The organism is Devosia sp., from assembly GCF_048261455.1.
Taxonomy (GTDB): Bacteria; Pseudomonadota; Alphaproteobacteria; order Rhizobiales; family Devosiaceae; genus Devosia_A.
In genome coordinates, this window is sequence record NZ_JBLXGA010000002.1 from 205,101 (window position 1) to 229,629 (window position 24,529).

Here is a 24,529-nt window from a genome sequence, read left to right on the forward strand (position 1 = left end):
AAGCAATAGTGCTAGTCGATACCGAATCAACATACCTCTGTAAGGACCGAATTCATGACAAGATCTGCCCTGCTGGGGGGCGTTGCACTATTCGCCCTGTCTATGCCCGCCTTGGCCGCTGATCTGATCATCGACACGCCCGCTCCGATGGCAATGGCGCCCGCCCATGAGACAGGCGTCTACGCCGAGTTTCTCGGCGGCGCCGCACTCCCGGCTACAATGATCTACGACACCGATGATGAATACGATTATGCCGCTGGCTGGGCTGTGGCCGGCGTGCTTGGCTTTGCCACCGGTATCGATGGTCTGTCGCTTGAAGGTGACCTGTTCTACGCCTCGCGGGATTCGTCTCCTGACGAGAATGACGAGTACAACGTGACGACAGCGAGCGCCATGGCGGCCTTGAAGTACACTGTCGATCTCAACGACACCTTCTCCGTCTATGGAGCCGTCGGTCTTGGTGGCGTCTATTTGCGTGACGAAGAGATTGGCGGAGCCGTCGAGGCTGAAGGCTGGGGGGCTGGCTATCTCCTGAAGGCCGGTGTGACCGCTCAGGTCGCTGATGCTGTGAGCCTGGTGGGCGAAATACGCCACGTGGAGTCTTTCGAACGCATTGACGACGAGCAGATCGGCACCACTTCCGTTCTCGCGGGTGTCAAGTTCGACTTCTGATTCAAGTCGCAGCGCTTTTCCAAGGCCCCCGCACGGGGGCCTTTCTTTTGGCAGGCCATTGGTTGCGCGCCATCGGCCTTGCCCCCGTCACTTCGGCAGATCGCGCTGCATGAAGGCGGCGAAAGCCTCCTTGAAATCGGCATGCCAGCGCGATAGCGCCGGGCGGTCGAGGATGATGTCCATCGCATTCCAGTAGATGCGCTTGTGGTCGGTCTCGGGCGGGGTCTCGTCGTCCGGGCACAGGATGAAGAAGGCGTCGCGCGCCATCACGTCTGCCATGAACCCGATGACCTGCTCCGGCAGCCAGGCGCCCTGCTTGTGCGTAGCGTCGCCCGTCGTGGTCCAGCCGGGGATCAGCAGGTGCGCCGTCACCTGGCAGTCGGGGCGTTCGCGCAGATCGCGCGCCAGGTTCTGGCTATAGGCGTTCACCGCGGCTTTCGAAGTGTTGTAGGCCGGATTGCCGGGCGGGCTGGTCAGCCCCTGTTTGGAGCCGGTGTTGACGATCGCCCCCGGGCGCCCGGCTGACAGCATCTTGGGCAGGAAGGCCTGCACACCGTTGACGATGCCGAGCACGTTGACGGCGAACAGGCGCTGCCAGTTCTCGACCGGGTCGAGAATGCCGCCGGCGCCACCGGAAACGAAGGCCGCAGCGTTGTTCATCAGCAGGGTCGGCGCGCCGAAGCGGGTTTCCACCTCGCCCGCCAGTGCGGTCATGGCGTCGACCGACGCGACATCCAGCACCTTTGCCATGACGTTGTCCGCGCCAAGCGTCTCCGCCAGTTCGTCCGCGGTGGCGGCCAGCTTGGCCTCGTTCATGTCGGCGATGACCACGCGCATGCCGGTCGCCGCAGCCCGTCGGGCGGCCGCACGGCCAATGCCGCTGGCGCCACCGGTGATGACGGCCACGCCGTCCTTTGCAAAAGCCTCGGCCATTCCTGCCTCCCTGAGTTTCTGGTTCACGCCTTGCGCGGCGTCTCGTCGTCCGCTGGTGTCGCTGGCGCTTCCGTGTCCGGCTCGGCATCTGCAGAGGCAGGCTTCTGTGGCCCCATCATCTGATCGTCTGCCGCAGACGGTACGACTGCTGGCGCGGTAGCAACCGTATTGGGCTCTTCCGCCGGTTCGGGCGCCGCCTCGGCGGTCTCGGTCTTTGCCGCATCGCGCTTTGCCGGGTGGGCCCGGCGCCAGGCGCGGTAGCGCACTTTCAGCCACCACAGCCCGTTCTGCACATTGCCGATCTCGTCGGCATAGGCCTCGGCAAGGGCGAGGCGATAGGAGGCATAGCTTTCGAGCCTCAGGGTCTCGACCCGGTGCATCAGCGCCGACCAGGCCGGCGACAGCAACAGGGTGATGGCGGTCACGGCGATGGCGAGACGATACAGGTCATCGCTCATCGCGCCCGCCGCGAGGCCCGCCGCCGCGAGGACGAAGGAGAACTCGCCGATCTGCGCCATCGAAAGGCCGGCGATCAGCGCCGTCTCCCGGTCCGAACCGGTGAGCCGCAGCAGCGCGACATTGAGCACGGTCTTGATGGCGATGACGATCAGCGCGGCAAACAGCACGAGGAGCAGGTTGCCCCAGACGAAGCCGAGGTCGATGAGCAGGCCGATCGAGAGAAAGAACACCACGACCAAGACGCTCTGGATCGGTTCGATCACCGGGATCACCCGGTTGCGCAGCGTCGAATTGCCGATGATCAGTCCGATGATGAAGGCGCCATAGGCCGGCGACAGACCCGCCAGACCGGATATCGCCGCCGCCCCGAAACAGAGCGCCAGCGAAACCAGCGCCAGCAGTTCGGTGCTGTCGCCCAGTTGCGCGTCGAAGGGCATCTTGAACTTGGGGCTGCGGCCCAGCCACCACAGCAGCAGCGTCAGCAAGCCGACGGCGAGGCCGATCTTCAGCGCCAGTTCGCCGGGATTGATCTCGCCCTCCTGCCCCAGCGAGGAGACGAGAATGAGCATGGGGACGACGGCAATGTCCTGGGCGATCAGCACGCCGACCGCGATCCGGCCGGGCTTGCGGCGCAGCGCGCCCATGTCGTCGAGCATCTTCATCGCCACCACGGTGCTCGACAGCGTGAGGATGAAGCCCAGAACGAGGCCTTCGGCGAAGGTAGTGCCGATGGCAAAAGCGATCGCCGCGCCGAGGACGACACCGGCGGTCAATTGCCCGATAGCGACGGTCAGCGCCGGGCCGATGGTGGCGACGAAGGCCTTTAGCGACAGCTCGGTGCCGATGAAGAACAGCAGCAGCAGCAGGCCCATTTCGGCCAGCGCCGACACGCCCTCGCTGTTTTCGACCAGTCCCAGGCCGGTCGGGCCGAGCACCACGCCGGCAAGAATATAGCCCACCAGTGGCGGCTGTTTCAGCCGGATCAGCATTAGCCCGGAGACCACCGCGACCACGACGACGATGGCAATCTCGACGAGCGGCACGCTGTGGGACATGTCTTCCATGAAGCTCTCCTGCAGCGGCGATGGCGCGCCTGGGCTGTGCGGTGATGGCGCCGGCATGCGCCGGGGAAGGTTCGGCGGCCGTGCCGGCCGATTCAGATGTTAGAGCATCCTCAAGCACATCGCCAAGCGCGGTTGCGCCAGCGCGCCCTCTGCCGCCCCTGGCCAGAGCTAAAGCGCGAGCGTTTCCATCAGTTCCCGCGCGGCGACGGCGCCGGCCCGATTGGCGCCGATGGTCGAGGCGGACGGGCCATAGCCGACGAGATGGATGCGCGGGGCTTTGGCCACCTCGGTCGCGAGCCGGCCGGTCATGGTGATGCCGCCCGAGGCTTCGCGCAGATAGAGCGGCGCCAGATGATCGAGCGCCGAGCGAAAGCCGGTGCACCACAGGATCACATCGGCCGCCTGTTCGCGGCCATCGGCCCAGCGGATGCCGGTCTCGGTGAGCTCGGCGAACATTGGCTGGCGCTCGAGCGCGCCGCGCGCGCGCATCGCGGCAATGCGCGGGGTCATGTGCAGGCCGGTGACCGAGACCACCGAATTGGGCGGCAGGCCGGCGCGCACCCTTTTTTCGACCTGCGCTACGGCGGCGCGGCCCTGTTCGACGTCGAACGGCCCCTCGGCGAAGACCGGCGGGCGGCGGGTCACCCAGGTGGTGGCGGTCACCTGCGAGATCTCGTCGAGCAGTTGGATGGCGGAAATGCCGGCGCCAACGATCACCACATGCTTCCCGGCAAAGGCCTCGGCGGTCTGGTAGTCCCGGGTGTGCAGCTGTCGGCCGCGAAATCGGTCCTGGCCCGGATAGTCGGGGATATAGGGCCGGGTCCAGGTGCCCGTGGCATTGACGAGACCGCGGGCAGCGAAGGCGCCGCGGTCGGTCTCGACCCGGAAGCGCCCGTTGCGTTCGGTCACCGTTTCCACCTCAACCGGCCGCGCCACATTGAGCCCGAAGCGCTCTTCATAGGCTGCGAAATAGCGCGGCACGGCGGCGGCGGCCTCCAGCGTTTCCGCACTGGTGTCGACGGCATCGGAAAAGGGCATGCCCGGAAGGTCGTGAATGCGGTTGACGGTCGACAGCGTCAGCGAGGGCCAGCGGAACTGCCAGGCGCCGCCGGCCTGGGGCGCTTCATCGAGAATGATGAAGCCCGCGCCCGGTTTCAGCCCGCGCTGCACCAGATGATAGGCGGTCGACAGGCCCGCCTGTCCGGCGCCGATCACCACGATCTCGGTCTTGATGGCGATGTTTTTGGCAATCGCTGTCGGCGCGGCGGCGGGGTCACTCATTGCCGGGATATGGGGGCGCGGCCCCGGCAAGTGCAAGCGGTGCGTCCCCTGCGGCTTGACTTGCGCGGCAAAATTTCCGATTGCACCGACCCCGCTCGCCGACCGCCCATGTGCCCGGTCGCGACCACAGCCCTTTCAGCGATGAGACAGACAATGACGCGTGTGCACTGCGGCATGGATTTCGGCACCTCAAACTCCACCTTCGCCGTGGCAACCGAAGGCAGCGCGCCCCGCCTGCTGCCGCTTGAGGACGATCGGCCCACCCTGCCCTCGGCGCTCTTTTTCTCCTTCGAGGACCCGGGCATCTATTTCGGCCGCGAAGCGGTCAGCCAATATGTCTCCGGCATCGACGGGCGGCTGATGCGGGCGCTGAAAAGCGTGCTCGGCACGACGCTGTTCGCCGATCGTACCCGGGTCAAACAGCACGCTTACGGCTTTGGCGAGATCATCGGCCTGTTCATCGCGCAGCTGAAGGCGCGGGCCGAGACAGCGCTGGGTGAGGAGACGCGTGCGGTGGTCTGCGGGCGGCCGGTGCGTTTTGTCGATGACGATGACAGCGCCGATGCCGCAGCACAGGACCAGTTGGCGGCAGCCGTGAGAGCCCAGGGGTTCTCCGAGGTCGAGTTCCAGTTCGAGCCCATCGCGGCGGCGCTCGACTATGAGCAGCAGGTCTCGGGCGAGGAACTGGGGCTGGTCGCCGATATCGGTGGCGGCACTTCGGATTTCACGGTGATCCGCTTGTCGCCCGAGCGGGCGCGATCGCTCGACCGGCAAAGCGATATCCTCGCCACCGGGGGCGTTCATGTCGGCGGCACCGATTTCGACCGGCTGCTATCTTTGAAGAAAGTCATGCCGCTGATGGGGCTGGGCACCGGCACAGCCGACGGCAAGCGCAACCTGCCCGTCGCGCCCTATTATGATTTCGCCACCTGGCACCGGATCAACCGGCTCTACAGTGCGAAAATGCTGGCCGAGCTGCGCAGCACGCAAAAGGAAGCGCAGCACCCCGATCTCGTCGCGGCACTGGTGGCGCTGGTCGAGGAACGCCAGGGGCACCGGCTGGCCGGCCGGGTCGAAGAGGCCAAGATCGCGCTCAGCGAGGCTGACCAGACGCTGTTCCGCTTCACGACGCCGGATGTGCGTCTCGAAACCGGCATTACTGCCAGCGAGCTGACCGAGGCCCTCGACAGTGCCACCAGCGCGATCGCCGAAGCGATTGCCCGGACGCTGGCGGCAGCGGGGGTTGCGGGCGAACGGATCGACACGCTGATCCTGACCGGCGGCTCGACGCGCGTACCGGCCGTTGGGCGCGTGCTCAAGGCGCTGTTTCCGGCAGCAAAGGCGGTTGAAACCGACGCGTTCGGCAGTGTGGGGCTGGGGCTGGCGCTCGATGCGAAGCGCCGCTTCGGTGACTGAGGCTCAGGCGGCGTCGGAGACGGCGCGACGCGCCACGATCACCTGATTTCGTCCACCGGACTTGGCGGCATAGAGCGAGCGGTCCGCGCGCTCGATCAGATCGGACACGTCGCGGTCGTCACGGCTTGCCAGCGCCACGCCGATCGAGGCGGTGACGGAAACAGCGACATGGTCGCGCGCGACATAGCGGCGCGAGGCGATGCGTGAGCGGATCCGTTCGGCGATCAGCTCGACGCCTTCCTTGTCGATCTTGCTCAGCAAGACGACAAACTCTTCACCGCCGAAGCGCGCCACCTTGTCGCCGTGGCGCACCTCCTGCTCGATGGCCTGGCTGACGAAGGTGATCACGTCATCGCCCACCGCATGGCCATAGGTGTCATTGACCCGCTTGAAGTGGTCGATGTCGATGATCAGCATGCCGAAGTCGTGGCCGCTGCGGTTGAACTGAACCATCGCTTCTTCCGCAAATGTCAGGAAGGCCCGGCGGTTGAGCAATTGCGTCAGCGGATCGGTGTCGGCCAGCACCTGCAGGTTGGAGATGCGCTCGCCAAGCCGACGGGTTCGCTCGTCCATGTGCTGCTGCAACTGGGCTGCCGCCGCGCGCGCACTTTCTCCCGCGTCCTCAGCGGTGCCCAGGCGGCGCAGCAGGGCGCGGATGGAGGTCGAGAGCTGCCGAATGTCGCTCGAGCCATGTTCGCGCTCGATCATCGTGGCGTCGGGGGTGCGCCCGATGCGGTCGACCTGCTCGGCTAGCTGGCGCAGCGGGCTCGTTAGACGCCGAGCCAGTACGACGCCCAGCATGCTGGCCAGCAGCGCGATCAGCACGCCCACGCCCAGTATCGTCATCGACAGGGCGTCGGCATCAGCAAAAGCCGTCGCCACGGGGCGCCGTGCCACCACGATCCAGCCTAGTGGCTTGCCCCCGACCTGAAGCGCCATTCTGGTTGCTGCGGTGATGGTCCGCGGGCCGGTGTCATCGATAAACACGGTAGGGTGCCCGGTCGTGATGGCGTTGATGCGCTCGGGTGGCAGCGGTGCCGTGCCATAGCCGGGCCCGAACAGCACACGCCCGTCGGCCCTAAGAATCCACAAGTCGTTTTGCAAGTCGGCGTCGAGTGTCGCGAGAACGCCGGCGCGGCTCGCGTCGAGATGTGCCAGGTCCACATGCGTGCCAAGCACGCCAATCTGCCGCCCGTCTTTTGCCAGAACCGGCAGCGCGATATCGAGAAGCCGGCCCGGTCCGGCCGCGCTATTGACGGGCAGGCGGTCGGACAGCAACTCGGCGGAATGCGCATCCACGAGTGTCGGCCGCTGCAGACCGTCCGAAAACCACGCGCTGCCGACCACCGACTCGCCTTCCAGCAGCCCGCCGGTCGCCGCATCGACACGGCCATCGGTGCCGGCAAAGCCGATCCAGACGAATTCGGGGTGTGCGCGCTGAAGGCCTTCGAACATGTCGCGCAGCGGCGCGCCGCCGGCTCTGAAGACCGGCTCAAGCGGCTCGAGACCGACGACATCGGTTACGGAGCGAACGTGTCCGCTGATGATGCGGTCGAGACCTGAGGTGATGTTGGCGCTGAAAGCCGACATCTGCGCGCTGGCGCGGTCCACGGCCTGGTTGCGGGCAATGTCGGCGACAATCCCGACGCAGGTCGCCACCACAAGGACGCAGAGTGTGACCAGAAGCATGGCAGTCTGCTGGCCGAGACTGAGCCTGTCCCGCCACACGCCCAATCTGGAAACTATCCGATTCACTCGCCATCCCCTCACGTCGCCGCATGGGTAACGCAAAGCGCGTAAGGTGGGGAGACCGATTACTTCCTGTTCCTAGTCAATCACTCAAGTCGTGGTTAACAAAGTCTTCGCAAGCCTTAGCAGACAGAAGTCCGGCTAAGCCGTTCTACGGCGGCGATCCTTACAGAAAGTCATCGCGGCGCGGGGTAAAACTGTCGACGAGGCGGCCCGGCTCCAGCGCTACGACGCCGTGGGTGACGCCGGAGGGCACGATGAAACCGCCCCCTGCGGCAACGATCTGCGTCTCATCGCCAATCGTGACCTCGAAGCGTCCTTCGGCGACATAGGAGTTCTGGACATGCGGGTGCGTATGCGGAGCGCCGACGGCACCGGCTTCGAAGCTGAACTCGACCAGCATCAGTTCGGGCAGATCGAGGATCACCCGGCGGGTCGATCCGTCGAGCCGGGTCAGCTTGCCCTCATGCGGGCCGGCAAAGAGTTTCGGGGCGGACATGGGGCACTTCCTCGATTTGCGGATCAGGCGGGCGTGGCGCGGCGGCGCTGGTGCTCGCGATAGCGTTCCTGGCTGTTGACCAGATGGAGCCGCATGGTGCTGCGCGCCCTGTCCGGGTCGCCATCACCGATGGCGGTCAGGACGTCCAGATGCTCGCGATGCACGGTTGCCAGCATCTCGGCTTCCCGCGCCGGGTCGCCGGGATAGATCGAGCCGACATCGCCGGGGATGGCGCGCCGGCCCATGGCGTCGAGCAGTTCGACATAGAACGGATTGCCTGTCGCCTGGGCGATGGCGCGGTGAAAGGCGAAATCGGCCGGCCCGGTCTGCTTGCCCTCGCGCAGCAGGCGATCGAACTCCAGATAGGCCTCGTGCATCTCGGCTTCCTGGGTCGGGTTGCGGCGCTCGGCCGCCAGCGCGGCGCCCTCCACCTCCATCGCCAGCCGCACTTCGAGCATGTTGAGCGCATTCGAGACCCGGCGCGCCAGTTCGCCCGCCATGGCGCCGAAGCTGGGCAGCGGGTGGTCGGCAACGAACACCCCTGCCCCCTGGCGCGGCACCACCAGCCCATCGGCCGCAAGAGTGGCGATCGCCTCGCGCACCACGGTGCGCGACACGCCGAAGATCTCGGTCAGCCGTTGCTCGGTGGGCAGTTTCTCGCCGGCCGAGAGCTCGCCCCGCATCAACTGCTCGCGCAGCGTCTCGGCGACGCGCACCGAGAGCTTTTCGCGCGGCGCTGCAGACCTGCGCATGTCGTTAAACCCTCCCGCGGCGATCCCGGGGGTCGGGCTCACAGCCGATACGCCTGCTTGACCAGGCGATAGGCGAGATCATGCGCCACTTCGTGCGCTTCGTCCTCCTCCAATCGATGCTCGGTGACGAGCCGCGCGAGGAAAGCGCAATCGATACGGCGCGCCACATCGTGCCGGGCCGGGATGGAGGGGAAGGCGCGGGTGTCGTCGTTGAAGCCGACGGTATTGTAGAACCCCGCCGTTTCGGTCGCCATCTCGCGGAAGCGCCGCATGCCCTCCGGGCTGTCGTGAAACCACCAGGGCGGGCCGAGCTTCAGCGCAGGATAGACGCCCGCCAGCGGCGCCAGTTCGCGCGCATAGGAGGTTTCGTCGAGGGTGAAGAGGATCACCGACAGGTCCGGCTCGGTGCCGACGACGTCAAGCAGCGGTTTCAGCGCACCGACGTAATCGGTCTGGGTCGGGATATCGAAGCCCTTGTCGCGGCCGAAGCGCGTCATCATCGCAGGGGAATGATTGCGCCACGAGCCCGGATGGATCTGCAGCACCAGCCCGTCATCGACGCTCATCTTGGCCATTTCGGTCAGCATCTGGGCGCGGAACAGGGCCTTTTCGGCGGCATTTGCCGTGCCCGTCCGCACCTTGTCGAACAGCAGCGAAGCCGCATTGGCCGACAGGTTGGCAGTATCGGCCGTCGGATGCCCGTGATCGGACGAGGTGGCGCCATGCTTGATGAAGAACGCCCGGCGCTGGCGATGCGCCTCGAGATAGCCGGCCCAGCTGCCGGTATCTTCGCCGGTGATCTCGCCCAGCCGGTCGAGGTTCTGGTCGAAGCCGTCGAAATCGGGGTCGACCACCGAATCCGGGCGATAGGCCGGCACGACGCGGCCGTTCCAGCCGCTCTGGGCAATCATTTCGTGCCATCTGAGGTCGTCGAGCGCCGCGTCGGTGGTGGAGATCACCTCGAGATTGAAGCGCTCGAACAGCTGGCGCGGCCGGTAGGCGTCGGTCAGCAGCAGTTCGGCGATCCGGTCATAGGTCGCGTCCGCGTTCGCCGGGGTCAGGCGCTCGGTGATGCCGAACAGGGTGGCCAACGTATGGTCCATCCACATGCGGGTCGGCGTGCCGCGGAACAGATAGTAGTTTTCGGCGAAGCGGCGCCAGATGGTGCGCCCGTCGGTTTCGACCGCGCTGCCATCGGCGGTCGGCACGCCGAGATCCTCGAGGCGGACGCCCTGCGAGAACAGCATGCGGAACACGTAGTGATCCGGCACGATCAGCAATTGGGCGGGATCGGGGAAATGCGCGTTCTCGGCATACCAGCGCGGATCGGTATGGCCGTGCGGCGAAACCAGCGGCAGGTCCTTCACCGTTTCATAAAGTGCCCGCGCCACGCCGCGCGCCTTCGGCTCGGCGTCAAACAGCCGGTCGTCGTGTAGTATCGTCAAGTCAGTCCCTCCACCTAACCAACTGGTTACCAAGCAGACGCGCGATGTCAACGCATGAGGGGCGCCTCAGCGTTGCAAAGCGGGAACTTTGCCCAGCCGATCCCGCCCCGGCACGGCCTGCGGCTTGTGTTTTGCCGCCCGAAGGCTCAGGTACTTGGGCCCGTGGCAGGACCCCTGCCGCACAACCAGCGAGGCACCATGGCGCGCAAGCCCAATTACGACTTCGAACGACGCGAACGCGAACGGCTGAAGAAGATCAAGGCTGCGGAAAAGGCCGAGGCCAAGGCAAAGCCGGCCGAAGACGCCGATGCCGGGGATACGCCTGGCACGCCCCCGTCCGAGGACTAGATGACGGCGGCGCGCGATGCAGCGCTGGCGCGGCTCGGCTGGTCGGGGTTTTTCGCAGATCAGCTGACCACAGACGATGAAGCGCTGGCGCCGGCGCGCATCGACGCGGTGCATCGCGGGCGACTGTCCGCCCTGACGCCGAAGGGCCAGATCAGGCTCGAGCCGCCGGTCAATACCAGTACGGCCGAATTCGCCGTCGGCGACTGGGTGCTCATCGATCCGGCAACCGGTCTCTGCGACCGGCTGCTCGAGCGCAAGACGCTGCTGCAGCGGCCCAGCGAAGGCCGCCGGCCGCTCCAGCTGGTCGCCGCCAATGTCGATACGCTGTTCATCGCCGCTTCGTGCAATGCCGATTTCAACCCGGCCCGGCTCGAACGCTATCTGAGTTTTGCCAATGACGCGGGCACCGATCCGGTGATCGTGCTCACCAAGGCCGATACCGCCGACGATCCCGAACGCTTCGCACGCGAGGCCGCCGCTCTGCAGCGCGACCTGGCGGTGGTCACCGTCAATGCGCGCGCCGCCGATGCGGCAGAGGCGCTGGCGCCCTGGTGCGGGCCGGGGGCCACCGTCGCGCTGGTCGGCTCGTCGGGCGTCGGCAAGTCGACGCTGGTCAACACGCTGATCGGCGAAGACTGGCAGGCCACCGGCGCCATCCGCGCCAGCGATGCGCGCGGCCGGCACACCACCACGGCGCGCTCGCTGCATCCGATGGCCGGCGGCGGCTGGGTGATCGACACGCCGGGCATCCGCAGCCTCCACATCAAGGACATGGCCGAAGGCATCGACCTGCTGTTCGCCGAGATCACCGAACTCGCGCCGCTGTGCAAGTTCCGCGACTGCAGCCACACCCACGAACCCGGCTGCGCCGTCCTCAAGGCCGTCGCCAACGGCACACTCGACCCGGAGCGCCTCAAGCGCTGGCAGAAACTCCAGAGCGAAAGCCGTGGCGGGCGGTAGCGGCGCCGTGCGCAGATGCGCGCCTGGCGACGGTGCGGCCTCCCGTTTGTTTGCTCTCCAGCCCTTTCCAAATACGCGACTGAACAATTGCGGTGGTGCCACCCGGCGCATAGCGTGGCGTTGGGTCGGGGAGCGGTACATGGGTTTCGGCATATTCATTCACCGAGCGGACTCGATCTACGCGGATAGCCCGGCGACGCGGTACCAGTTTCCGAAGCAGTATCTCGGCCGCGCCGAACGCTGTGTCGGCGACTGGGTCATTTATTACGAACCTACCAAGGTGCCTCAGTCGCGCGGCTACTACGCCGTCGCTCAGGTCCAAGATATTGTCCCGGATACCAGCGCACAGGACATGTACCTCGCGCTGATTACGCCGGGCTCATATCTCGAATTTGCAGAACCCGTGCCTTTCAACCTGCCCGATGGCCCTGCCGAAACCGGATTGGTCAATGCGCAAGGGGGCTTCTCGGGGACCCGGCAAGCGGCGGTTCGGGCGCTGTCGCCGGGCGATTTCAACCGGATCGTCAGCCGGGGAACTGACGAGACCGACCTGGTTCTACCAAGGGTCGACGCCGCGACGCCGCAGCTCGAACCGTTTCAGTGGAACGACGCCGATCAGGCGCAATTCGCGCTCGACGACCGTATCCGCATCCCAACGCTTGGATCACGCATTGTGCGCGACCGCGTGTTCCGCAAGGTGGTGCTGCGCGCCTATGACGCCCGCTGTGCTGTCACTGGAATCAAACTGATCAATGGCGGCGGGCGCGCCGAAGTCGATGCAGCGCATATCCGCTCCGTCGAAGCCAATGGCCCGGACATCGTCACCAATGGCATTGCGCTCTCGGGCACCGCGCACTGGATGTTTGACCGCGGGATGATCGCGGTTGAAGATGACCTGACGATCAGCATTTCTCGCCAGGTCAACGATCGCGACAGCGTGGAGGGCCTAATCAACCGCAGCGGCCGCCTGATCGGCCCGGAGTTGGCCCGAGACCGTCCACACCCCGCGTTCCTCGCTTGGCACCGCGAGAACTGCTTCAAGCACTAGTGAAACGCCCGGACCTCGACCGGGACGCGGCAGGCGACAGCGGCCTTTTTGGCCCAGCCGAGCGCCGCATCCATGTCGGCGACCTCGAGGATCCAGAAGCCGCCGATCATCTCACGGGTTTCGGCATAGGGGCCGTCGGTGACGCTGAGGGCGCCGTTCGGCCCCCTGCGGACCGATTTGGCCCGCGTGCCCGGCTGCAGGCCGCCGGCGAAAAGCCGGATGCCAGCCTCGGTCATTTCGCGATTGAGGGCGGAAATCTCTTCCCCCATCTCAGGGGGTTCGGCCGAGCCGTCGTAGTCGACGGGGTGCTGAATGGCGACCAGGAATTGCGGCATGGGGCTGTCCCTTTTTGGTGCTATCGTGCCGGCACCGCGCCTACACGTCACCTACCCGACGCCGCAGCCTGCGCGATATCGACAAAAGGCGACAGAAATTTCTTTGGCCGCCCGCGCGCGTCCGCCGCTATTCGCAAATCCGCGCAGTGCACCTCTTGCCGTGGCAGCCGAGGTCGATGTGGAAATGGTCGCCGTGCAGCGCATTGGCCTCGGGCCCGAGCACGGTGGTGAAGCTCGAGCAGGCAGCGCCGTGCGCATAGCGCAGGAACCGGCCCTCGAAGGCATCCGGGTCGCTCCAGCCGCCGTCGATCATCACCGTGCGCCCATCCTCGAGCCGGAATCCCATGATATCGAGCGCGTCGGCGAAGGCGTGAAAGCTCAGATTACCGGTTTTGGCATTATTAACGCGGCGGCACATGTAGGAGGTGCTGATGATGATCTCCTTGAGCCGGGTGTTCTCCCGCCCGATGAGCCAGCTGTCGACCGCCTCGACCCACACCGGCAGCGCCGAGGCCATGCCACAATCGGTGATGGCGGCGCTGGAGAGCGGTATCATGCGGCCGTTGGCGGACACCGCGGTCACCGACAACGGCGATTGCGTGCCGCAGGCCCCGTCGGCGATCGGCGCGAGCATTTTCGCCTCGACCCGGCCGAGCATCATGGCAGGACACGCTGTCTGATAGACCCGCGGCGGCGCGGTGACCTCGGGCTCAGCATATTGCTGCACCACCTCGTCGGCGGGGATTTCGCCGCTACCGGTATCGCGGGGTTCTGCATCGGGGGCTGCCGCATCGGGCCGCGGGCGCGGCAGGGGCACGTCGCCCTCCTCCGCGTCCGGCACGGCTTCAGCGACGCCCTCCTCACCTTCCGGCGCGGCCTCGGGCGAGGGGCTATCCGCGGGCGTATCGGCTTCGGCCGCCGACTCTGCCGCCGCTTCGGGTTCGGGCAATGGCGTGCCGAGATCCTCTGGCCGGCTGCGCGGCAGCGGCGGGCCGTCGGTATTGGCGGGGGTAGCAACGCTGTCGCCCGCAGCGGGCGGCGGGGCCGCCGTCTCCTGGGCAAAAGCGGGGCCGGCAATCAGGCAAAATATCAGGGGGATCAAAAATCGCATGCCAGCTGAACGTCCTGTGCCCCCGGGAGGTTGCGGCGGCAAGGCAGTGTCATGAAACCTTGCTCGCAAAGAACAGCCGCTTGAGGTCCTGGGACCAGTCCAGCCGGTCACTGACAACAACTTCCACCTCGAACGCCGTGTCCGTCGCCGTTCGAATGAGTTGACGCAGCTTTTGGCGTACGTCTGCCTCAAGCGGATCCTTCCGGCTGATCTCGACGGTCAGGACCTCCCGGCTGTACTGGCGGACGCGACACTCGTCGAAGGCGGCAATTTTCATCACCGAGCGTGTGGACAGATAGAACGGGATCAGCCGACCATCCGGATGGCGGACGAAGCTCTTGCCGCGGCCATAGATGTGCGACAGCGTCGTGCCATCATGCCCACACGGGCACTGCCGGTGCACCTGCCCGAGGTCGCCGATGTCGTAGCGCAGGATCGGGGTGGCATAGGCGTTGAGGCCGGTCACCAGCAACCGGCTAACCGTCGCGCCCTGATACTCGGCCGTGACGGAGGGGTCGGCCTCGACGATCACATTGCTATGCGCGACATGGAAATAGCCGGGCATATGCCGGCACTCATAGGCGATTGGTCCGGTCTCGCCGGAGGAATAGTTCGCGTAGGAGCGAACGCCCAATCGGGCGAAGGCCGCCACCATCGCCTCGCTGCGATAGTCCGAGGTGTGCATCCAGGCCTTGACCCCCAGCTCGGCCAATAGCGCGTCGCCGCCATGCTCATGCAGCAGTTCGACGAAGCGGCTGGTGCTGACGAGATAGCCGACCGGGGCTTCCCGCATGGCCGCGACAACGTCCTCAATCGCGCCGTCGGCGAAGCTGTGAATGATCTCGCGATTGGTCCCATTGGCGAAGAGCCGCGCCAGATCGCCGGCCCAGTTCTCGCTGCGGCGGACGACCACCGGACCCTGCATGGCGCCCAGATTGAGCGCCGGATTGATCTGCACCCGGTTCTCCGACAGCGGGAGATCGTTGACGAAATACTGCGCCAGGCTGCGCTGGACGTTGTAATAGCCGTTCGCGCCGCTGGTGTAGACGCGCACCGGCGTGCCGGTCGACCCTGTGGACGCATAGCTCCTCTTTCCCCCGCTCTCCTCGGGAACCAGGCTCCCATCCGCCTCGCTCTGTGCCGCCAGTTCGCCGCGCGTCAGGGCCGGCAGCGCGGCGAAGCCGTCGGATGCCGACAGGATACGTTCTCGCCACCAGGCCGATTTCTGCGCCGCATGGCGCAGCACATTGCCCAATTGCGCCCGCTGCCAGGTTTCTCGCGCCGCCCGGTCGCCATTCTCGAGCAGTTGCATCGCCGAAATATTGGACAGCTGCATCTGCACATCACGGGGCACCAACTCCAAGGGGTTGGTCGAAAAGGCTGAAGAGATGAGGGATCGTTCGTGCAGGTTCACGGATCGGCTCGATTGTGGCTTTCAGACGGCAGGGAAATCATCGTATGGCTGGTATCGTTATCAGGAGATTTTTTTATGTTTTACAGCCATTTTCGCCGGTCGCGCAGAACCACACTTTCGCTGATGTGCGCCACGTCCGTGATTGCCATTTCAGCCAGCGCCGTGGCGCAGGCCCAGGACATGTCGGGTTTCTATGCCGGCATTCACGCCGGCGCGGCAATGGGCACATTGTCGGGCAACGTCACGGCCAACAACGGTTCCGGCGTGCTGGCCGATGCCGATTCACTGGGCCCCGTTGCTGGTGTTCAGCTGGGCTACAATTTCGCGACTGGTTCCGACCTGCTCATCGGCGCGGAACTGAGCGCCTCCTTCGGTCATGCGAGCGACAGCCAGACGCTGGAAAATTTCGGCAATGCGTCCATACCCCGCTATGTCGAGCGCGAGTTGACCGGGCTCGCCCTAGCGCAGGGCAAGTTCGGGTGGTCGACTGGCGACCTGTCCCTCTACGGGCTAGCCGGCGTGGCCGTCGCGACCGGCACCCTGTCCGATACCGAAGGCAGCGCCAGCTACTCCGGCGACACGTTCTATAATGGCTGGACCCTTGGCGCCGGTATCGATCTGGCCCTCACCGAAAACGTCTCGATCGGCGCCGCGTACAATTATGTCGATCTGTCGGCCACCGATACCGAACCGACGGGGACCATCGTCGAGCAGGAGCTCGACAGCCACATCGGCAAGCTCGTTCTGAACTATCACTTCTGAGGCGGGAAACTTGCTGGCCTGCGTCGGGTGACGACGCGGGCCATGCGAGATCGGCTCCGATCAACAATTTATCAGTCGTCATGCCCGGGCTTGACCCGGGCAGCCATGGCGCAATCGCATCGGACCTCGATCGACTGTCCGGAAATCTCGGGGCGGGCCCGTCGTATCACGCTTGGTTGAGACCCGCGCTACCCCTCCCGCCGCCCAATGAAGTAGTCGCGGACGCCCTGCGCAAGGGCGTCCTGCCCCTCTGCCCAGGACCAGGTGCCGTTTTCGGCGCGGCGCAGGTGGCGGCGCGGGTCGAAGCCGGCGGCCGCAGTGATGTGATGGCGCTTGCCATACTTGCGGTTGCGCAAATCGCCATGCCACATGTGATAGGCCGTCTGCTCGATCGCCCGGAACGGCGCAAACAGGCCAGCACGCCGAGCGCGTTCCGCCCAGTCCACGATACAGGCGAATTCGAACGGATTGGCCTGACGATGAATAAAACCCTCGTCGAGCAGGCCGAGCGCCGCGCACATCATGATCGCATCGCCGCCACCGACGATTGCCGCATCGTAGAGGCCGTCTTCGAGACTCTTTCGCCGTGCCGCCAGCGCCATGCCGGTGGCAGAAACGTTGCCATGCGCGCGTCGGCTCGCTGGATCGTAGCAGGCCCGCAGCGCCTCTGCCCCGCGCCCTTCGCCCGCCGCAAGTCCAAGCGACGGCTCGCGCAGCAGCGCCGAAGCCTGCCGCGCAGTCTCGGCCGTCCAGCCTGAGGCGTCCCCGGGGGGCAAGTGCACCACCTCGCGGAACAGGTGCAAAAGTCCGCCGTCCTGTTGCAATGCCGAGATGGCGCTTTGCAGCCAATCGTGGCGCGAGAAGATCACGTCGCAGTCGACCCAGGCGACGAATTCCACATGCGCCGGCAGGGCGGCGATCCCGATATTGATCAACCGCTCCTTCTGCCAGATGAACGGCTCTCCATCGCGGCTCAGCAGGATCTCGGCATCATCTTCACCCAACTGCCGGCTGCCGGGCGCGGAAAGCTCCACCGTCAACAGCGGCGCCGCGAGATTGCGGCGAAAGGCGCGGTAGTTCTCCAGCCGGTTCCGCGACCCGGTCGGATTGAAATAGGAGGTGACGACCCACATCGGGCTTGCCGGATCACGAGGCACAACGTTGCTCCCTGAGCTCGGGTGGGAGCGCATGGGGAAAGTAGCGACCGAGCTTTGCGACTTCGCCCAGCACGTCACGGCGGCCGCGCGCCGTCAAATGCCAGTCGTCGGGTCCGAAATACTGACTCGGGTAGCCTTGATGGCCCAACGCCACCGTGTCCGGGACCACCGTGCGCGCGGTGATCAACGCACGCGTCACATGATAGGAGATCCCCACGACATTGACGGCCTCCACGCGATACGGCAGCGCTGCCACCATCGCCCAGCTGAAGGCGATGTTCTCGCCCGTATGGCGGGCGCGCGGCTCGCACAGCACCCTATCCGGCGGCACGCCATGCGCCAGCGCCGCCTCGGCCATCGCCATAGCCTCGGGGCGGCCGATCCGCGCATTGTATCCGCCGGTGAAGATCAGTTTGCCCGCAATCTGCTGGTCATGAAGCTGGAGGGCGGCGGCCAGCGGATTCTTCCACAGGGTCATGCCGAGCACGATGGTGTAGTCGGCACGCGCCGGCGCCGCCGGCGGGAACACCAGTTCCGTGATCAGACGCCTGGCACGGGCATCGAGAGGCAACATGGCGGGCAATACTCACAAAATATCGCCCTACATAGTCTGCGCCGCAGCCCGAACTCAAGCCCGGCGCGGCGGCTCGTCACCCGCAGATGGCGAGGACCTTTCTGATCGCGGCGGCGGAGCCGCTGGCGCCGAACTCGTGGCTGTCGAGATAGTCGAGCTTGCCCGCGGCGGTCTGGCGGGCATAGGCGACGCGCATGGCGGTTTTCGCTTGCATTGCCAGCTTGGCCCATTGCTGGGTCACCGGCCCGCGCACGATCACCGAGCTGCCATCGGCGTGGATCAGCGGCATGTCCTGGGCGAAAAACGTGCTGCCGCCGGGCGGATCGGGGGTGAGCGCCACGCTCATCGTGCTGCCGCCGGCGACGTCGCGGTGCGGGGCGCGGACCCAGTAGCCCATGGCGAGATCGCCGCCGCGGCAGGCGAAATGCAGCTGCGCCGCGCCATCATCGACATAGGCGATGGGGATGGCGCCGCCCTCATATTGCCAGTCGGCGGCCAGCGCCGCCCCCGGCACCAGCAGGGCCAGCATCACCGCACACAGTCTCAGCATCGATATCTCCTCGCGGCGCCGCGCCGGCCGGCGACAGATCAACGTCATTGCCGTGGCAAATCTGGGGCGGGCGGCGCACCAAAGCCACACCTCGCCCCTCCCCGCCGGCACCGACCCGGCCACGCCGCCATGCGCAGAACGCAGGCACGTGTTTACCGCGCGTAAACCACCTTTGCGACCCGTCAGAACCCTGCTATCAGCCGCACATGACCGTCTCACTCGACCATATTCGCAATTTCTCCATCGTCGCGCACATCGACCACGGCAAGTCGACGCTGGCCGACCGGCTGATCCAGATGACCGGTGGGCTCGAGGTGCGGGAGATGAAGGCTCAGGTGCTCGACTCGATGGAGATCGAGCGCGAGCGCGGCATCACCATCAAGGCGCAGACCGTGCGGCTGCACTACAAGGCCGCCGATGGCGAGACCTATGTGCTCAACCTCATCGACACGCCCGGCCATGTCGATTTCGCCTATGAGGTCTCGCGCTCCATGGCGGCCGTCGAGGGCTCGCTGCTGGTGGTCGATGCATCGCAGGGCGTCGAGGCGCAGACGCTGGCCAATGTCTACCACGCCATCGAGGCCAATCACGAGCTGGTGCCGGTGCTCAACAAGGTCGATCTGCCGGCCGCCGATGTCGAGCGGGTCAAGGCGCAGATCGAGGATGTAATCGGCATCGATGCCTCGGATTCGGTCGAGATCTCGGCCAAGACCGGCATGGGCGTCGACAAGGTGCTCGAGGCGATCGTCACCCGGCTGCCGGCGCCCAAGGGCGATATCACGGCGCCGCTCAAGGCGTTGCTCGTCGACAGCTGGTACGACACCTATCTGGGCGTCGTCGTCCTCGTCCGCATCATCGACGGGGTGATGAAGAAGGGCCAGAAGATCCGCATGATGGCCTCGGGCGCCGTCTATGAGCTCGATCGCGTCGCGGTGCAGACCCCAAAGCTCGTCGAAGTGCCCGAGCTCACGCCGGGCGAGCTCGGCGTTTTCACCGCCTCGATCAAGGAAGTGGCCGATACCAATGTCGGCGACACCATCACCGAGGACAAAAAGCCCACCGCGAACGCTCTCCCCGGCTTCCGCCCGGCGCAGCCGGTGGTGTTCTGCGGGCTGTTCCCGGTCGATGCTTCCGATTTCGACGAGCTGCGCGCCGCCATGGGCAAGCTGCGGCTCAACGATGCGAGTTTTTCCTATGAAATGGAGACCTCGGCGGCGCTCGGCTTCGGCTTCCGCTGCGGCTTTCTGGGCCTGCTGCATCTCGAAATCATCCAGGAGCGGCTCAGCCGCGAGTTCGATCTCGATCTCATCGCCACGGCGCCTTCGGTGGTCTACGATGTGCATCTGACCAATGGCGAGACGCTGCAGCTGCACAATCCGGCCGACCTGCCGGATGTGGTCAAGATCGATCATATCGCCGAGCCGTGGATCAAGGCGACCATTCTGACGCCCGACGAATATCTCGGCTCGATCCTGAAGCTCTGCCAGGATCGCCGCGGCATTCAGCGCAACCTCACCTATGTCGGCCAGCGCGCCATGGTGGAATATGACCTGCCGCTCAACGAGGTGGTGTTCGATTTCTACGACCGGCTGAAATCCATGTCGAAGGGCTATGCCAGTTTCGATTATCAGCTGGCCGATTATCGCGATGGCGACCTGGTGAAGCTGTCGGTGCTGGTCAATTCCGAGCCGGTCGACGCGCTATCTATGCTGGTGCACCGCACCGTGGCCGAGGGCCGCGGCCGGCTGATGTGCGAAAAGCTCAAGGATCTGATCCCGCCGCATCTGTTCGTCATTCCCATCCAGGCGGCCATCGGCGGCAAGATCATCGCCCGCGAAACCGTGCGCGCCATGCGCAAGGACGTGACGGCAAAATGCTATGGCGGCGATGCCACCCGTAAGCGCAAGCTGCTCGAAAAGCAGAAAAAGGGCAAAGCCAAGATGCGGCAATACGGCAACGTCGAGATCCCGCAGGAAGCCTTCATCAAGGCGCTGAAGATGGGTGACGAGTAGGCTCCCGTCCTTTTCTGTAATTTGTCGGCGCGAAGGCTCTTTGCGACTTCACGGCTGTCGACTCGAGGGCTTTCTACCTATGTAATGGAGAATTCCACCTAGCGCTTAGAACATAATGGAACTAGCTTCTCCCTAAGGGGGAGCTTGGGCCATGGATGCTCTTAATTCTGGAAAGGACACTGAGCGGAAACGACTATCACCGACTGACTATTGGAATCCAATTGCCGAGTGTGAACGTCGCATCGATGTGCTGTCCGATGCACTCCACGATTTCTGGCAACCTGATCCTGCCCCGTCGGAGCCCCCCTCGGCGGAGCCATCCGGATCGCCCCCGCCGAGTGACTTCTGGTACATTGGCGCATCTCCTGTTGCCTCTGACGTGCCCCCAGTTGACTGGGGAGCGCAGTCTGCCCTTCCTTGGTTTGACCCAGACTTATCTAGCAACCCCTTTATCCTTGATGATGCACCTCTTGGTCGTTCATTGGCCGAGCGAAGAAGCCGCTGGCTCGTACAGCTGCTAGATATTCCGGAACAGCGCCGACGTCAGCGTTTGGCTTCCTTCTTTCATGAAGTCTTTGCGGCCTTTCCCCTTCAGCAGACCTTTAAAGCACTTTCAGACATGGCCGTTTCGGGTGTTGATGCGGATTCAATGCGAAACGGCTGCGCGTTCCGCATCGAGTTTCTGGATACCCCAAAGCTAGCAGCGCGACGGTCCTTCCGGGCGCGTCAACCTGCGCCATATCATGACCCTGCGGCGATGTTGTCATGGAAGCGCGCGGTACGATTGGCGGAGCTCTGCAACGGCGGAGAGCTCGTTGATGCAATTGATGAAGACTGGCATCGCGAATGGCTGGCGCTGTCTTTCGGGGAGCCGCTGTACTGGTCGTATTTAGACTTTATCGAGTGGCGATTGTTCTCCGCGAGCCTCGGCTATCTCGAGCCTGAGCTTCAAAGTTATAGAACTGAGTGGACGGATGTCCGACTGCCTTCACTTTCTATATCAGCCAGACGTTTTTCCCATGCCATTGGGTTGCGATGGGGACCAACCGATGTGATTGGCACCTGTCAAGAATCAAGAAGTCACTTTGATTATGTTAGGAGAGGACGTGGAAACCTTAAAGCCGGTACTGGACTGCTGGGTGAAAGAAACCTCCACAGGTCATTTGGGTCGCGTAGTACAACATCTTAGTGACAATCAGGTTCGCGTGGAGTTTGGACCTGATCTGCCACACCGCGCTCTAGGCTTGGACGACTTCTCTTGCGGGATACAGCCCGGATTTATCGTGCAGGATGTTCCCCTGTCAGCATCTCGCAAGACGTTAGGGGTAGGCACCGCAATAGCAGTGCGAACCATCTCTTCCCTTGAACAAGTATCTGTCCAGTTTCACGCGACCGGCGACACACGTTGGATTCCATATGAGCGGCTTGCGCGAATAATGGATCCGAAACTCCAATATGTTCGCGGTGAAATGAAATTTCGAGACAGCGGCGAGCGGACAGCCCTCAACCTGATGGCACATGCTCTTCGCACTTGGAACGAGTCGACGGGAGCTCTGGATCGCCTAGACGTCGACCCACTTCCGCACCAAATCACACTTGTCCATCGCATACTTAGTTCCGGTAATACAAACTGGCTGATAGCCGATGACGTTGGCCTCGGAAAGACGATTGAGGTCGGATTACTCCTGGGAGCGCTCGAGCGAAGGCAGAACATCCGCCGTATACTGATTATTGTTCCGTCTGGCCTGACCCGTCAGTGGAAAGATGAAATGCTGACGAAGTTTAATCGGCTATTTCGCATATTTGGACGAGATTTCGACGTCGAACGGCCGAATGAGTGGGGCCTCTACGAGAGGGTTATCGTATCCCTGGACCTCGCAAAGCCCCGAACAAATGATGACGACGGCAGTGATTTCTCTACTCGGTTTGGCTCGATACTCGCAGCTGGTAAATGGGACGTTGTGATCTTTGATGAGGCACATCGGCTGTCTCGGGATGCAACCGGCCGGACGACACTACGGTACAAGTTAGCGAAAGCGCTTCGAGAGCGCTCGGATTCAGTTTTGCTTCTGACGGGAACACCGCACCAAGGAGATGTTGGGCGCTTTCAAAACCTACTTAAGCTTGCGAGGCCGGATCTCGGAGAAGCAATTGAGGACATTGAGGGGGACCCGTCTGTTGTTGCAGATATCGTTCTGCGCAACCGCAAGATTGACGTGGTCGATGCCGAGGGTCACTTCATCTTCCAAGGCGTTCTGGTTCGCCGCGCCGAAATTCCCAATAGCCCGGAGACGATCGAACTCGAGCGAAGATTGAGCCTTTACCTTCGGCGTGGCTACCGTGCTGGTGACAGCATTGGTGGGCGTTCCGGTAGAGCAATCGGCTTTGTCATGACGATTTACCGCAAGCTAGCTTCTTCTTCGGTATGGGCGCTTTTGGTAGCCATGACCAAGCGGAAGCAACGCCTGCTTGGGGAAATACCGAGCGGTCCTTCGACAATAGAACTCGACGTAGAGGCTCAATTCGAGATTGAGGAAGACAACGACGACCTGGCGGACGCCAACATTGAGGGGGCGACGGGTCTCTTCTTTGAAGACGAACTAAGAGACCTAGACGCCGTACTCTCGCAAGCCCGAGCGAGCATTTCGGCCGACCGCAAAATTCTTGAGCTTGAAAAGCTGATAGCCGACCTCGTCGTAGCTCAGCACAGAAAGGTGCTCATATTCACAGAGTATCGTGCAACGCAATCTTATATACAGGACCGCATAGAAAGAGAACTTGATCGGAGATCAGCATTAATACATGGCGGGATGACCGTGGACGAAAAACAAGCCGCGATCTCCGATTTTGACGCCAATACACAAATACTTATTTCTACTGAAGCAGGAGGGGAAGGCCTCAACTTACAACGGCACTGTCACGTACTAGTGAATTACGACCTCCCATGGAATCCGGCACGGTTGCAGCAGAGGATAGGTCGGCTTTACAGATATGGCCAGAAAGAGAAGGTTGTTGTTATTAATATTGCTTCTAAAGATACTATCGACAACCAGGTACTAACTACAGTTCTCGAGCGACTAGAGGCCGTCGTCAGGCAGATGGGACCCGTAAGTGCCGAGTACGATGAACGGCACCATTCGGAAGTTCTGGGAGATCTTCTCGACCGTCTAGACATTAACGATCTACTCGAGGAAGCTAGAAGTGGCGGCGTTGAACGAACGGCCCAGAGAGTTGATGATGCCATTCAACGAGCACGCGATTCCAAGCGTCTTCAAGATGACATCCTAGCAAACATTTCAACTCTAGACGGAAACAGCTGGCAACGGCTAGGAGCCTTTACTACGCGCGACCTTGCATTATTTATTAAGCGTGCTGCGGCATTGCTAAATATAGAAGTGAATGAGTTTGACAATGTGGAGCGTTTTGATCTTCGATTACCTGAGCGGCTTCGCGGACGCTTCTCTGAGTTCGCCAACCGGACTTCCGTTGAGGTGCGCACAAATAGGACAGGTTCATCCGGCCGTATATTGCTAGATTTTTCATCTACCTTTGTTTCCTATCTCGTTACGTCAGTAACCCGCCCAGAATTCGGAGGTGGGTTCGGCGCAATCGCAGCGGGGGAGGAGCACCTACTGATTGCGGCAATGCTCATTCACTTTCAGAATGAGCAAGGCCAGCATCGGGGAGCCGATTTGGTGGCCGCGTCACGGGATCAGAGTGGGCACATCGAAGTGGACAACTCACGTCTTCGAACTCTTTTTGAGAGAGTTCAACGTACTGGGTTGATTGAGGCCAGTGATCCAAAGGATCGAATGGATCGGATTGAGGCAGTTCTCGACCGCATCGAGACTCGGGTCGCAGCGCTTTCGGAAATTACAAGGCACGCTGGCGGCATCTTCCCAGTAGGTATCGTACAACTGGACTAGGTTCCGCAGTCAGACGAGAGCTTATCCCCACCCCACTCCCCCACTCCCCCACTCCCCCACTC

At 63.6% G+C, this 24,529-nt stretch carries 22 protein-coding genes; 9 read left to right on the forward strand and 13 right to left on the reverse strand.

Annotated features, from left to right (window positions below):
• The first annotated feature begins 54 nt into the window (after positions 1–54).
• Complete coding sequence (locus ACN0TK_RS03025) at positions 55–672, forward strand: outer membrane beta-barrel protein (protein ID WP_417307959.1); 618 nt, start codon at positions 55–57, stop codon at positions 670–672.
• A gap of 87 nt (positions 673–759) precedes the next feature.
• Here the strand turns inward: ACN0TK_RS03025 and ACN0TK_RS03030 are convergent, their stop codons facing one another.
• The 3 genes from ACN0TK_RS03030 to ACN0TK_RS03040 form a co-directional block, all read right to left on the reverse strand.
• A complete protein-coding gene (locus ACN0TK_RS03030) occupies positions 760–1,605 on the reverse strand; it encodes an SDR family NAD(P)-dependent oxidoreductase (protein ID WP_417307960.1) in 846 nt (281 codons plus the stop codon).
• A gap of 23 nt (positions 1,606–1,628) precedes the next feature.
• On the reverse strand, positions 1,629–3,128 hold the full coding sequence (locus ACN0TK_RS03035; protein ID WP_417307961.1) for a cation:proton antiporter: 1,500 nt from the start codon (positions 3,126–3,128) through the stop codon (positions 1,629–1,631).
• 168 nt (positions 3,129–3,296) lie between these two features.
• Entirely contained in the window at positions 3,297–4,409 is a 1,113-nt protein-coding gene (locus ACN0TK_RS03040; RefSeq protein WP_417307962.1) for an NAD(P)-binding domain-containing protein, read from the reverse strand.
• A 153-nt stretch (positions 4,410–4,562) separates the two neighbouring features.
• On the opposite strand from ACN0TK_RS03040, the gene ACN0TK_RS03045 reads away from it, so the two are divergent.
• Positions 4,563–5,825 carry an Hsp70 family protein gene (locus ACN0TK_RS03045; protein ID WP_417307963.1) on the forward strand — a complete coding sequence of 421 codons (1,263 nt, stop codon included), beginning with the start codon at positions 4,563–4,565 and terminating at the stop codon, positions 5,823–5,825.
• Positions 5,826–5,828: 3 nt separating this feature from the next.
• On the opposite strand, the gene ACN0TK_RS03050 is transcribed toward ACN0TK_RS03045, so the two are convergent.
• The 4 genes from ACN0TK_RS03050 to uxaC all read right to left on the reverse strand — a co-directional run bounded on the left by ACN0TK_RS03050 (position 5,829) and on the right by uxaC (position 10,270).
• Positions 5,829–7,514: a diguanylate cyclase gene (locus tag ACN0TK_RS03050; protein WP_417307964.1), complete on the reverse strand. Its 1,686-nt coding sequence runs from the start codon at positions 7,512–7,514 to the stop codon at positions 5,829–5,831.
• Positions 7,515–7,740: 226 nt separating this feature from the next.
• A complete protein-coding gene (locus tag ACN0TK_RS03055) occupies positions 7,741–8,073 on the reverse strand; it encodes a cupin domain-containing protein (protein WP_417307965.1) in 333 nt (110 codons plus the stop codon).
• Between the two features lie 23 nt (positions 8,074–8,096).
• Positions 8,097–8,825 (reverse strand): FadR/GntR family transcriptional regulator, encoded by a 729-nt coding sequence (locus ACN0TK_RS03060; RefSeq protein ID WP_417307966.1) that lies wholly within the window; start codon positions 8,823–8,825, stop codon positions 8,097–8,099.
• Positions 8,826–8,863: 38 nt separating this feature from the next.
• Positions 8,864–10,270: a glucuronate isomerase gene (uxaC, locus tag ACN0TK_RS03065; RefSeq protein ID WP_417307967.1), complete on the reverse strand. Its 1,407-nt coding sequence runs from the start codon at positions 10,268–10,270 to the stop codon at positions 8,864–8,866.
• Positions 10,271–10,432: 162 nt separating this feature from the next.
• On the opposite strand from uxaC, the gene ACN0TK_RS03070 reads away from it, so the two are divergent.
• The 3 genes from ACN0TK_RS03070 to ACN0TK_RS03080 all read left to right on the forward strand — a co-directional run bounded on the left by ACN0TK_RS03070 (position 10,433) and on the right by ACN0TK_RS03080 (position 12,626).
• A complete protein-coding gene (locus tag ACN0TK_RS03070) occupies positions 10,433–10,618 on the forward strand; it encodes a hypothetical protein (protein WP_417307968.1) in 186 nt (61 codons plus the stop codon).
• Complete coding sequence (gene rsgA, locus ACN0TK_RS03075) at positions 10,619–11,578, forward strand: ribosome small subunit-dependent GTPase A (RefSeq protein ID WP_417307969.1); 960 nt, start codon at positions 10,619–10,621, stop codon at positions 11,576–11,578.
• Between the two features lie 139 nt (positions 11,579–11,717).
• Positions 11,718–12,626 carry an HNH endonuclease gene (locus ACN0TK_RS03080; RefSeq protein ID WP_417307970.1) on the forward strand — a complete coding sequence of 303 codons (909 nt, stop codon included), beginning with the start codon at positions 11,718–11,720 and terminating at the stop codon, positions 12,624–12,626.
• Here the strand turns inward: ACN0TK_RS03080 and ACN0TK_RS03085 are convergent.
• The 3 genes from ACN0TK_RS03085 to ACN0TK_RS03095 form a co-directional block, all read right to left on the reverse strand.
• On the reverse strand, positions 12,623–12,961 hold the full coding sequence (locus ACN0TK_RS03085; RefSeq protein ID WP_417307971.1) for a YciI family protein: 339 nt from the start codon (positions 12,959–12,961) through the stop codon (positions 12,623–12,625). The two genes, ACN0TK_RS03080 and ACN0TK_RS03085, sit on opposite strands and share 4 nt — an antisense overlap.
• 127 nt (positions 12,962–13,088) lie before the next feature.
• A complete protein-coding gene (locus ACN0TK_RS03090) occupies positions 13,089–14,072 on the reverse strand; it encodes an extensin family protein (protein ID WP_417307972.1) in 984 nt (327 codons plus the stop codon).
• A 49-nt stretch (positions 14,073–14,121) separates the two neighbouring features.
• Positions 14,122–15,408, reverse strand: a complete 1,287-nt coding sequence (locus ACN0TK_RS03095; RefSeq protein WP_417307973.1) for a hypothetical protein — start codon at positions 15,406–15,408, stop codon at positions 14,122–14,124.
• A gap of 201 nt (positions 15,409–15,609) precedes the next feature.
• Here ACN0TK_RS03095 and ACN0TK_RS03100 point away from each other — a divergent pair, with 201 nt between their 5' ends.
• The gene (locus ACN0TK_RS03100) at positions 15,610–16,248 is read left to right on the forward strand and encodes an outer membrane protein (RefSeq protein WP_417307974.1); all 639 of its coding nucleotides are present in this window, start codon (positions 15,610–15,612) and stop codon (positions 16,246–16,248) included.
• Between the two features lie 188 nt (positions 16,249–16,436).
• Here ACN0TK_RS03100 and ACN0TK_RS03105 read toward each other — a convergent pair whose 3' ends face one another.
• From ACN0TK_RS03105 to ACN0TK_RS03115, 3 genes are all read right to left on the reverse strand, one after another.
• Positions 16,437–17,405 carry a hypothetical protein gene (locus ACN0TK_RS03105; protein ID WP_417307975.1) on the reverse strand — a complete coding sequence of 323 codons (969 nt, stop codon included), beginning with the start codon at positions 17,403–17,405 and terminating at the stop codon, positions 16,437–16,439.
• A complete protein-coding gene (locus tag ACN0TK_RS03110) occupies positions 17,395–17,979 on the reverse strand; it encodes a YdcF family protein (RefSeq protein ID WP_417307976.1) in 585 nt (194 codons plus the stop codon). The genes ACN0TK_RS03105 and ACN0TK_RS03110 overlap by 11 nt, the downstream gene beginning before the upstream one ends.
• Before the next feature lie 76 nt (positions 17,980–18,055).
• On the reverse strand, positions 18,056–18,529 hold the full coding sequence (locus tag ACN0TK_RS03115; RefSeq protein WP_417307977.1) for a hypothetical protein: 474 nt from the start codon (positions 18,527–18,529) through the stop codon (positions 18,056–18,058).
• A 206-nt stretch (positions 18,530–18,735) separates the two neighbouring features.
• Here ACN0TK_RS03115 and lepA point away from each other — a divergent pair, with 206 nt between their 5' ends.
• The 3 genes from lepA (at position 18,736) to ACN0TK_RS03130 (ending at position 24,467) form a co-directional block, all read left to right on the forward strand.
• A complete protein-coding gene (gene lepA / locus ACN0TK_RS03120) occupies positions 18,736–20,541 on the forward strand; it encodes a translation elongation factor 4 (protein ID WP_417307978.1) in 1,806 nt (601 codons plus the stop codon).
• Positions 20,542–20,692: 151 nt separating this feature from the next.
• Positions 20,693–21,730: a hypothetical protein gene (locus ACN0TK_RS03125; RefSeq protein ID WP_417307979.1), complete on the forward strand. Its 1,038-nt coding sequence runs from the start codon at positions 20,693–20,695 to the stop codon at positions 21,728–21,730.
• Positions 21,648–24,467, forward strand: coding sequence for a helicase-related protein (locus tag ACN0TK_RS03130; RefSeq protein ID WP_417307980.1), 2,820 nt, complete (start codon positions 21,648–21,650; stop codon positions 24,465–24,467). The genes ACN0TK_RS03125 and ACN0TK_RS03130 overlap by 83 nt, the downstream gene beginning before the upstream one ends.
• The last annotated feature ends 62 nt before the right edge of the window (positions 24,468–24,529 follow it).

Excerpts from the sequence above, each read along its gene's own strand:
- ACN0TK_RS03025 (WP_417307959.1), top strand. The coding sequence starts at position 55 with ATGACAAGATCTGCCCTGCTGGGGGGCGTTGCACTATTCGCCCTGTCT.
- ACN0TK_RS03030 (WP_417307960.1), bottom strand. The coding sequence starts at position 1,605 with ATGGCCGAGGCTTTTGCAAAGGACGGCGTGGCCGTCATCACCGGTGGC.
- ACN0TK_RS03035 (WP_417307961.1), bottom strand. The coding sequence starts at position 3,128 with ATGGAAGACATGTCCCACAGCGTGCCGCTCGTCGAGATTGCCATCGTC.
- ACN0TK_RS03040 (WP_417307962.1), bottom strand. The coding sequence starts at position 4,409 with ATGAGTGACCCCGCCGCCGCGCCGACAGCGATTGCCAAAAACATCGCC.
- ACN0TK_RS03045 (WP_417307963.1), top strand. The coding sequence starts at position 4,563 with ATGACGCGTGTGCACTGCGGCATGGATTTCGGCACCTCAAACTCCACC.
- ACN0TK_RS03050 (WP_417307964.1), bottom strand. The coding sequence starts at position 7,514 with ATGCTTCTGGTCACACTCTGCGTCCTTGTGGTGGCGACCTGCGTCGGG.
- ACN0TK_RS03055 (WP_417307965.1), bottom strand. The coding sequence starts at position 8,073 with ATGTCCGCCCCGAAACTCTTTGCCGGCCCGCATGAGGGCAAGCTGACC.
- ACN0TK_RS03060 (WP_417307966.1), bottom strand. The coding sequence starts at position 8,825 with ATGCGCAGGTCTGCAGCGCCGCGCGAAAAGCTCTCGGTGCGCGTCGCC.
- rsgA (WP_417307969.1), top strand. The coding sequence starts at position 10,619 with ATGACGGCGGCGCGCGATGCAGCGCTGGCGCGGCTCGGCTGGTCGGGG.
- ACN0TK_RS03080 (WP_417307970.1), top strand. The coding sequence starts at position 11,718 with ATGGGTTTCGGCATATTCATTCACCGAGCGGACTCGATCTACGCGGAT.
- ACN0TK_RS03085 (WP_417307971.1), bottom strand. The coding sequence starts at position 12,961 with ATGCCGCAATTCCTGGTCGCCATTCAGCACCCCGTCGACTACGACGGC.
- ACN0TK_RS03090 (WP_417307972.1), bottom strand. The coding sequence starts at position 14,072 with ATGCGATTTTTGATCCCCCTGATATTTTGCCTGATTGCCGGCCCCGCT.
- ACN0TK_RS03095 (WP_417307973.1), bottom strand. The coding sequence starts at position 15,408 with ATGCAGCTGTCCAATATTTCGGCGATGCAACTGCTCGAGAATGGCGAC.
- ACN0TK_RS03100 (WP_417307974.1), top strand. The coding sequence starts at position 15,610 with ATGTGCGCCACGTCCGTGATTGCCATTTCAGCCAGCGCCGTGGCGCAG.
- ACN0TK_RS03110 (WP_417307976.1), bottom strand. The coding sequence starts at position 17,979 with ATGTTGCCTCTCGATGCCCGTGCCAGGCGTCTGATCACGGAACTGGTG.
- ACN0TK_RS03115 (WP_417307977.1), bottom strand. The coding sequence starts at position 18,529 with ATGCTGAGACTGTGTGCGGTGATGCTGGCCCTGCTGGTGCCGGGGGCG.
- lepA (WP_417307978.1), top strand. The coding sequence starts at position 18,736 with ATGACCGTCTCACTCGACCATATTCGCAATTTCTCCATCGTCGCGCAC.
- ACN0TK_RS03125 (WP_417307979.1), top strand. The coding sequence starts at position 20,693 with ATGGATGCTCTTAATTCTGGAAAGGACACTGAGCGGAAACGACTATCA.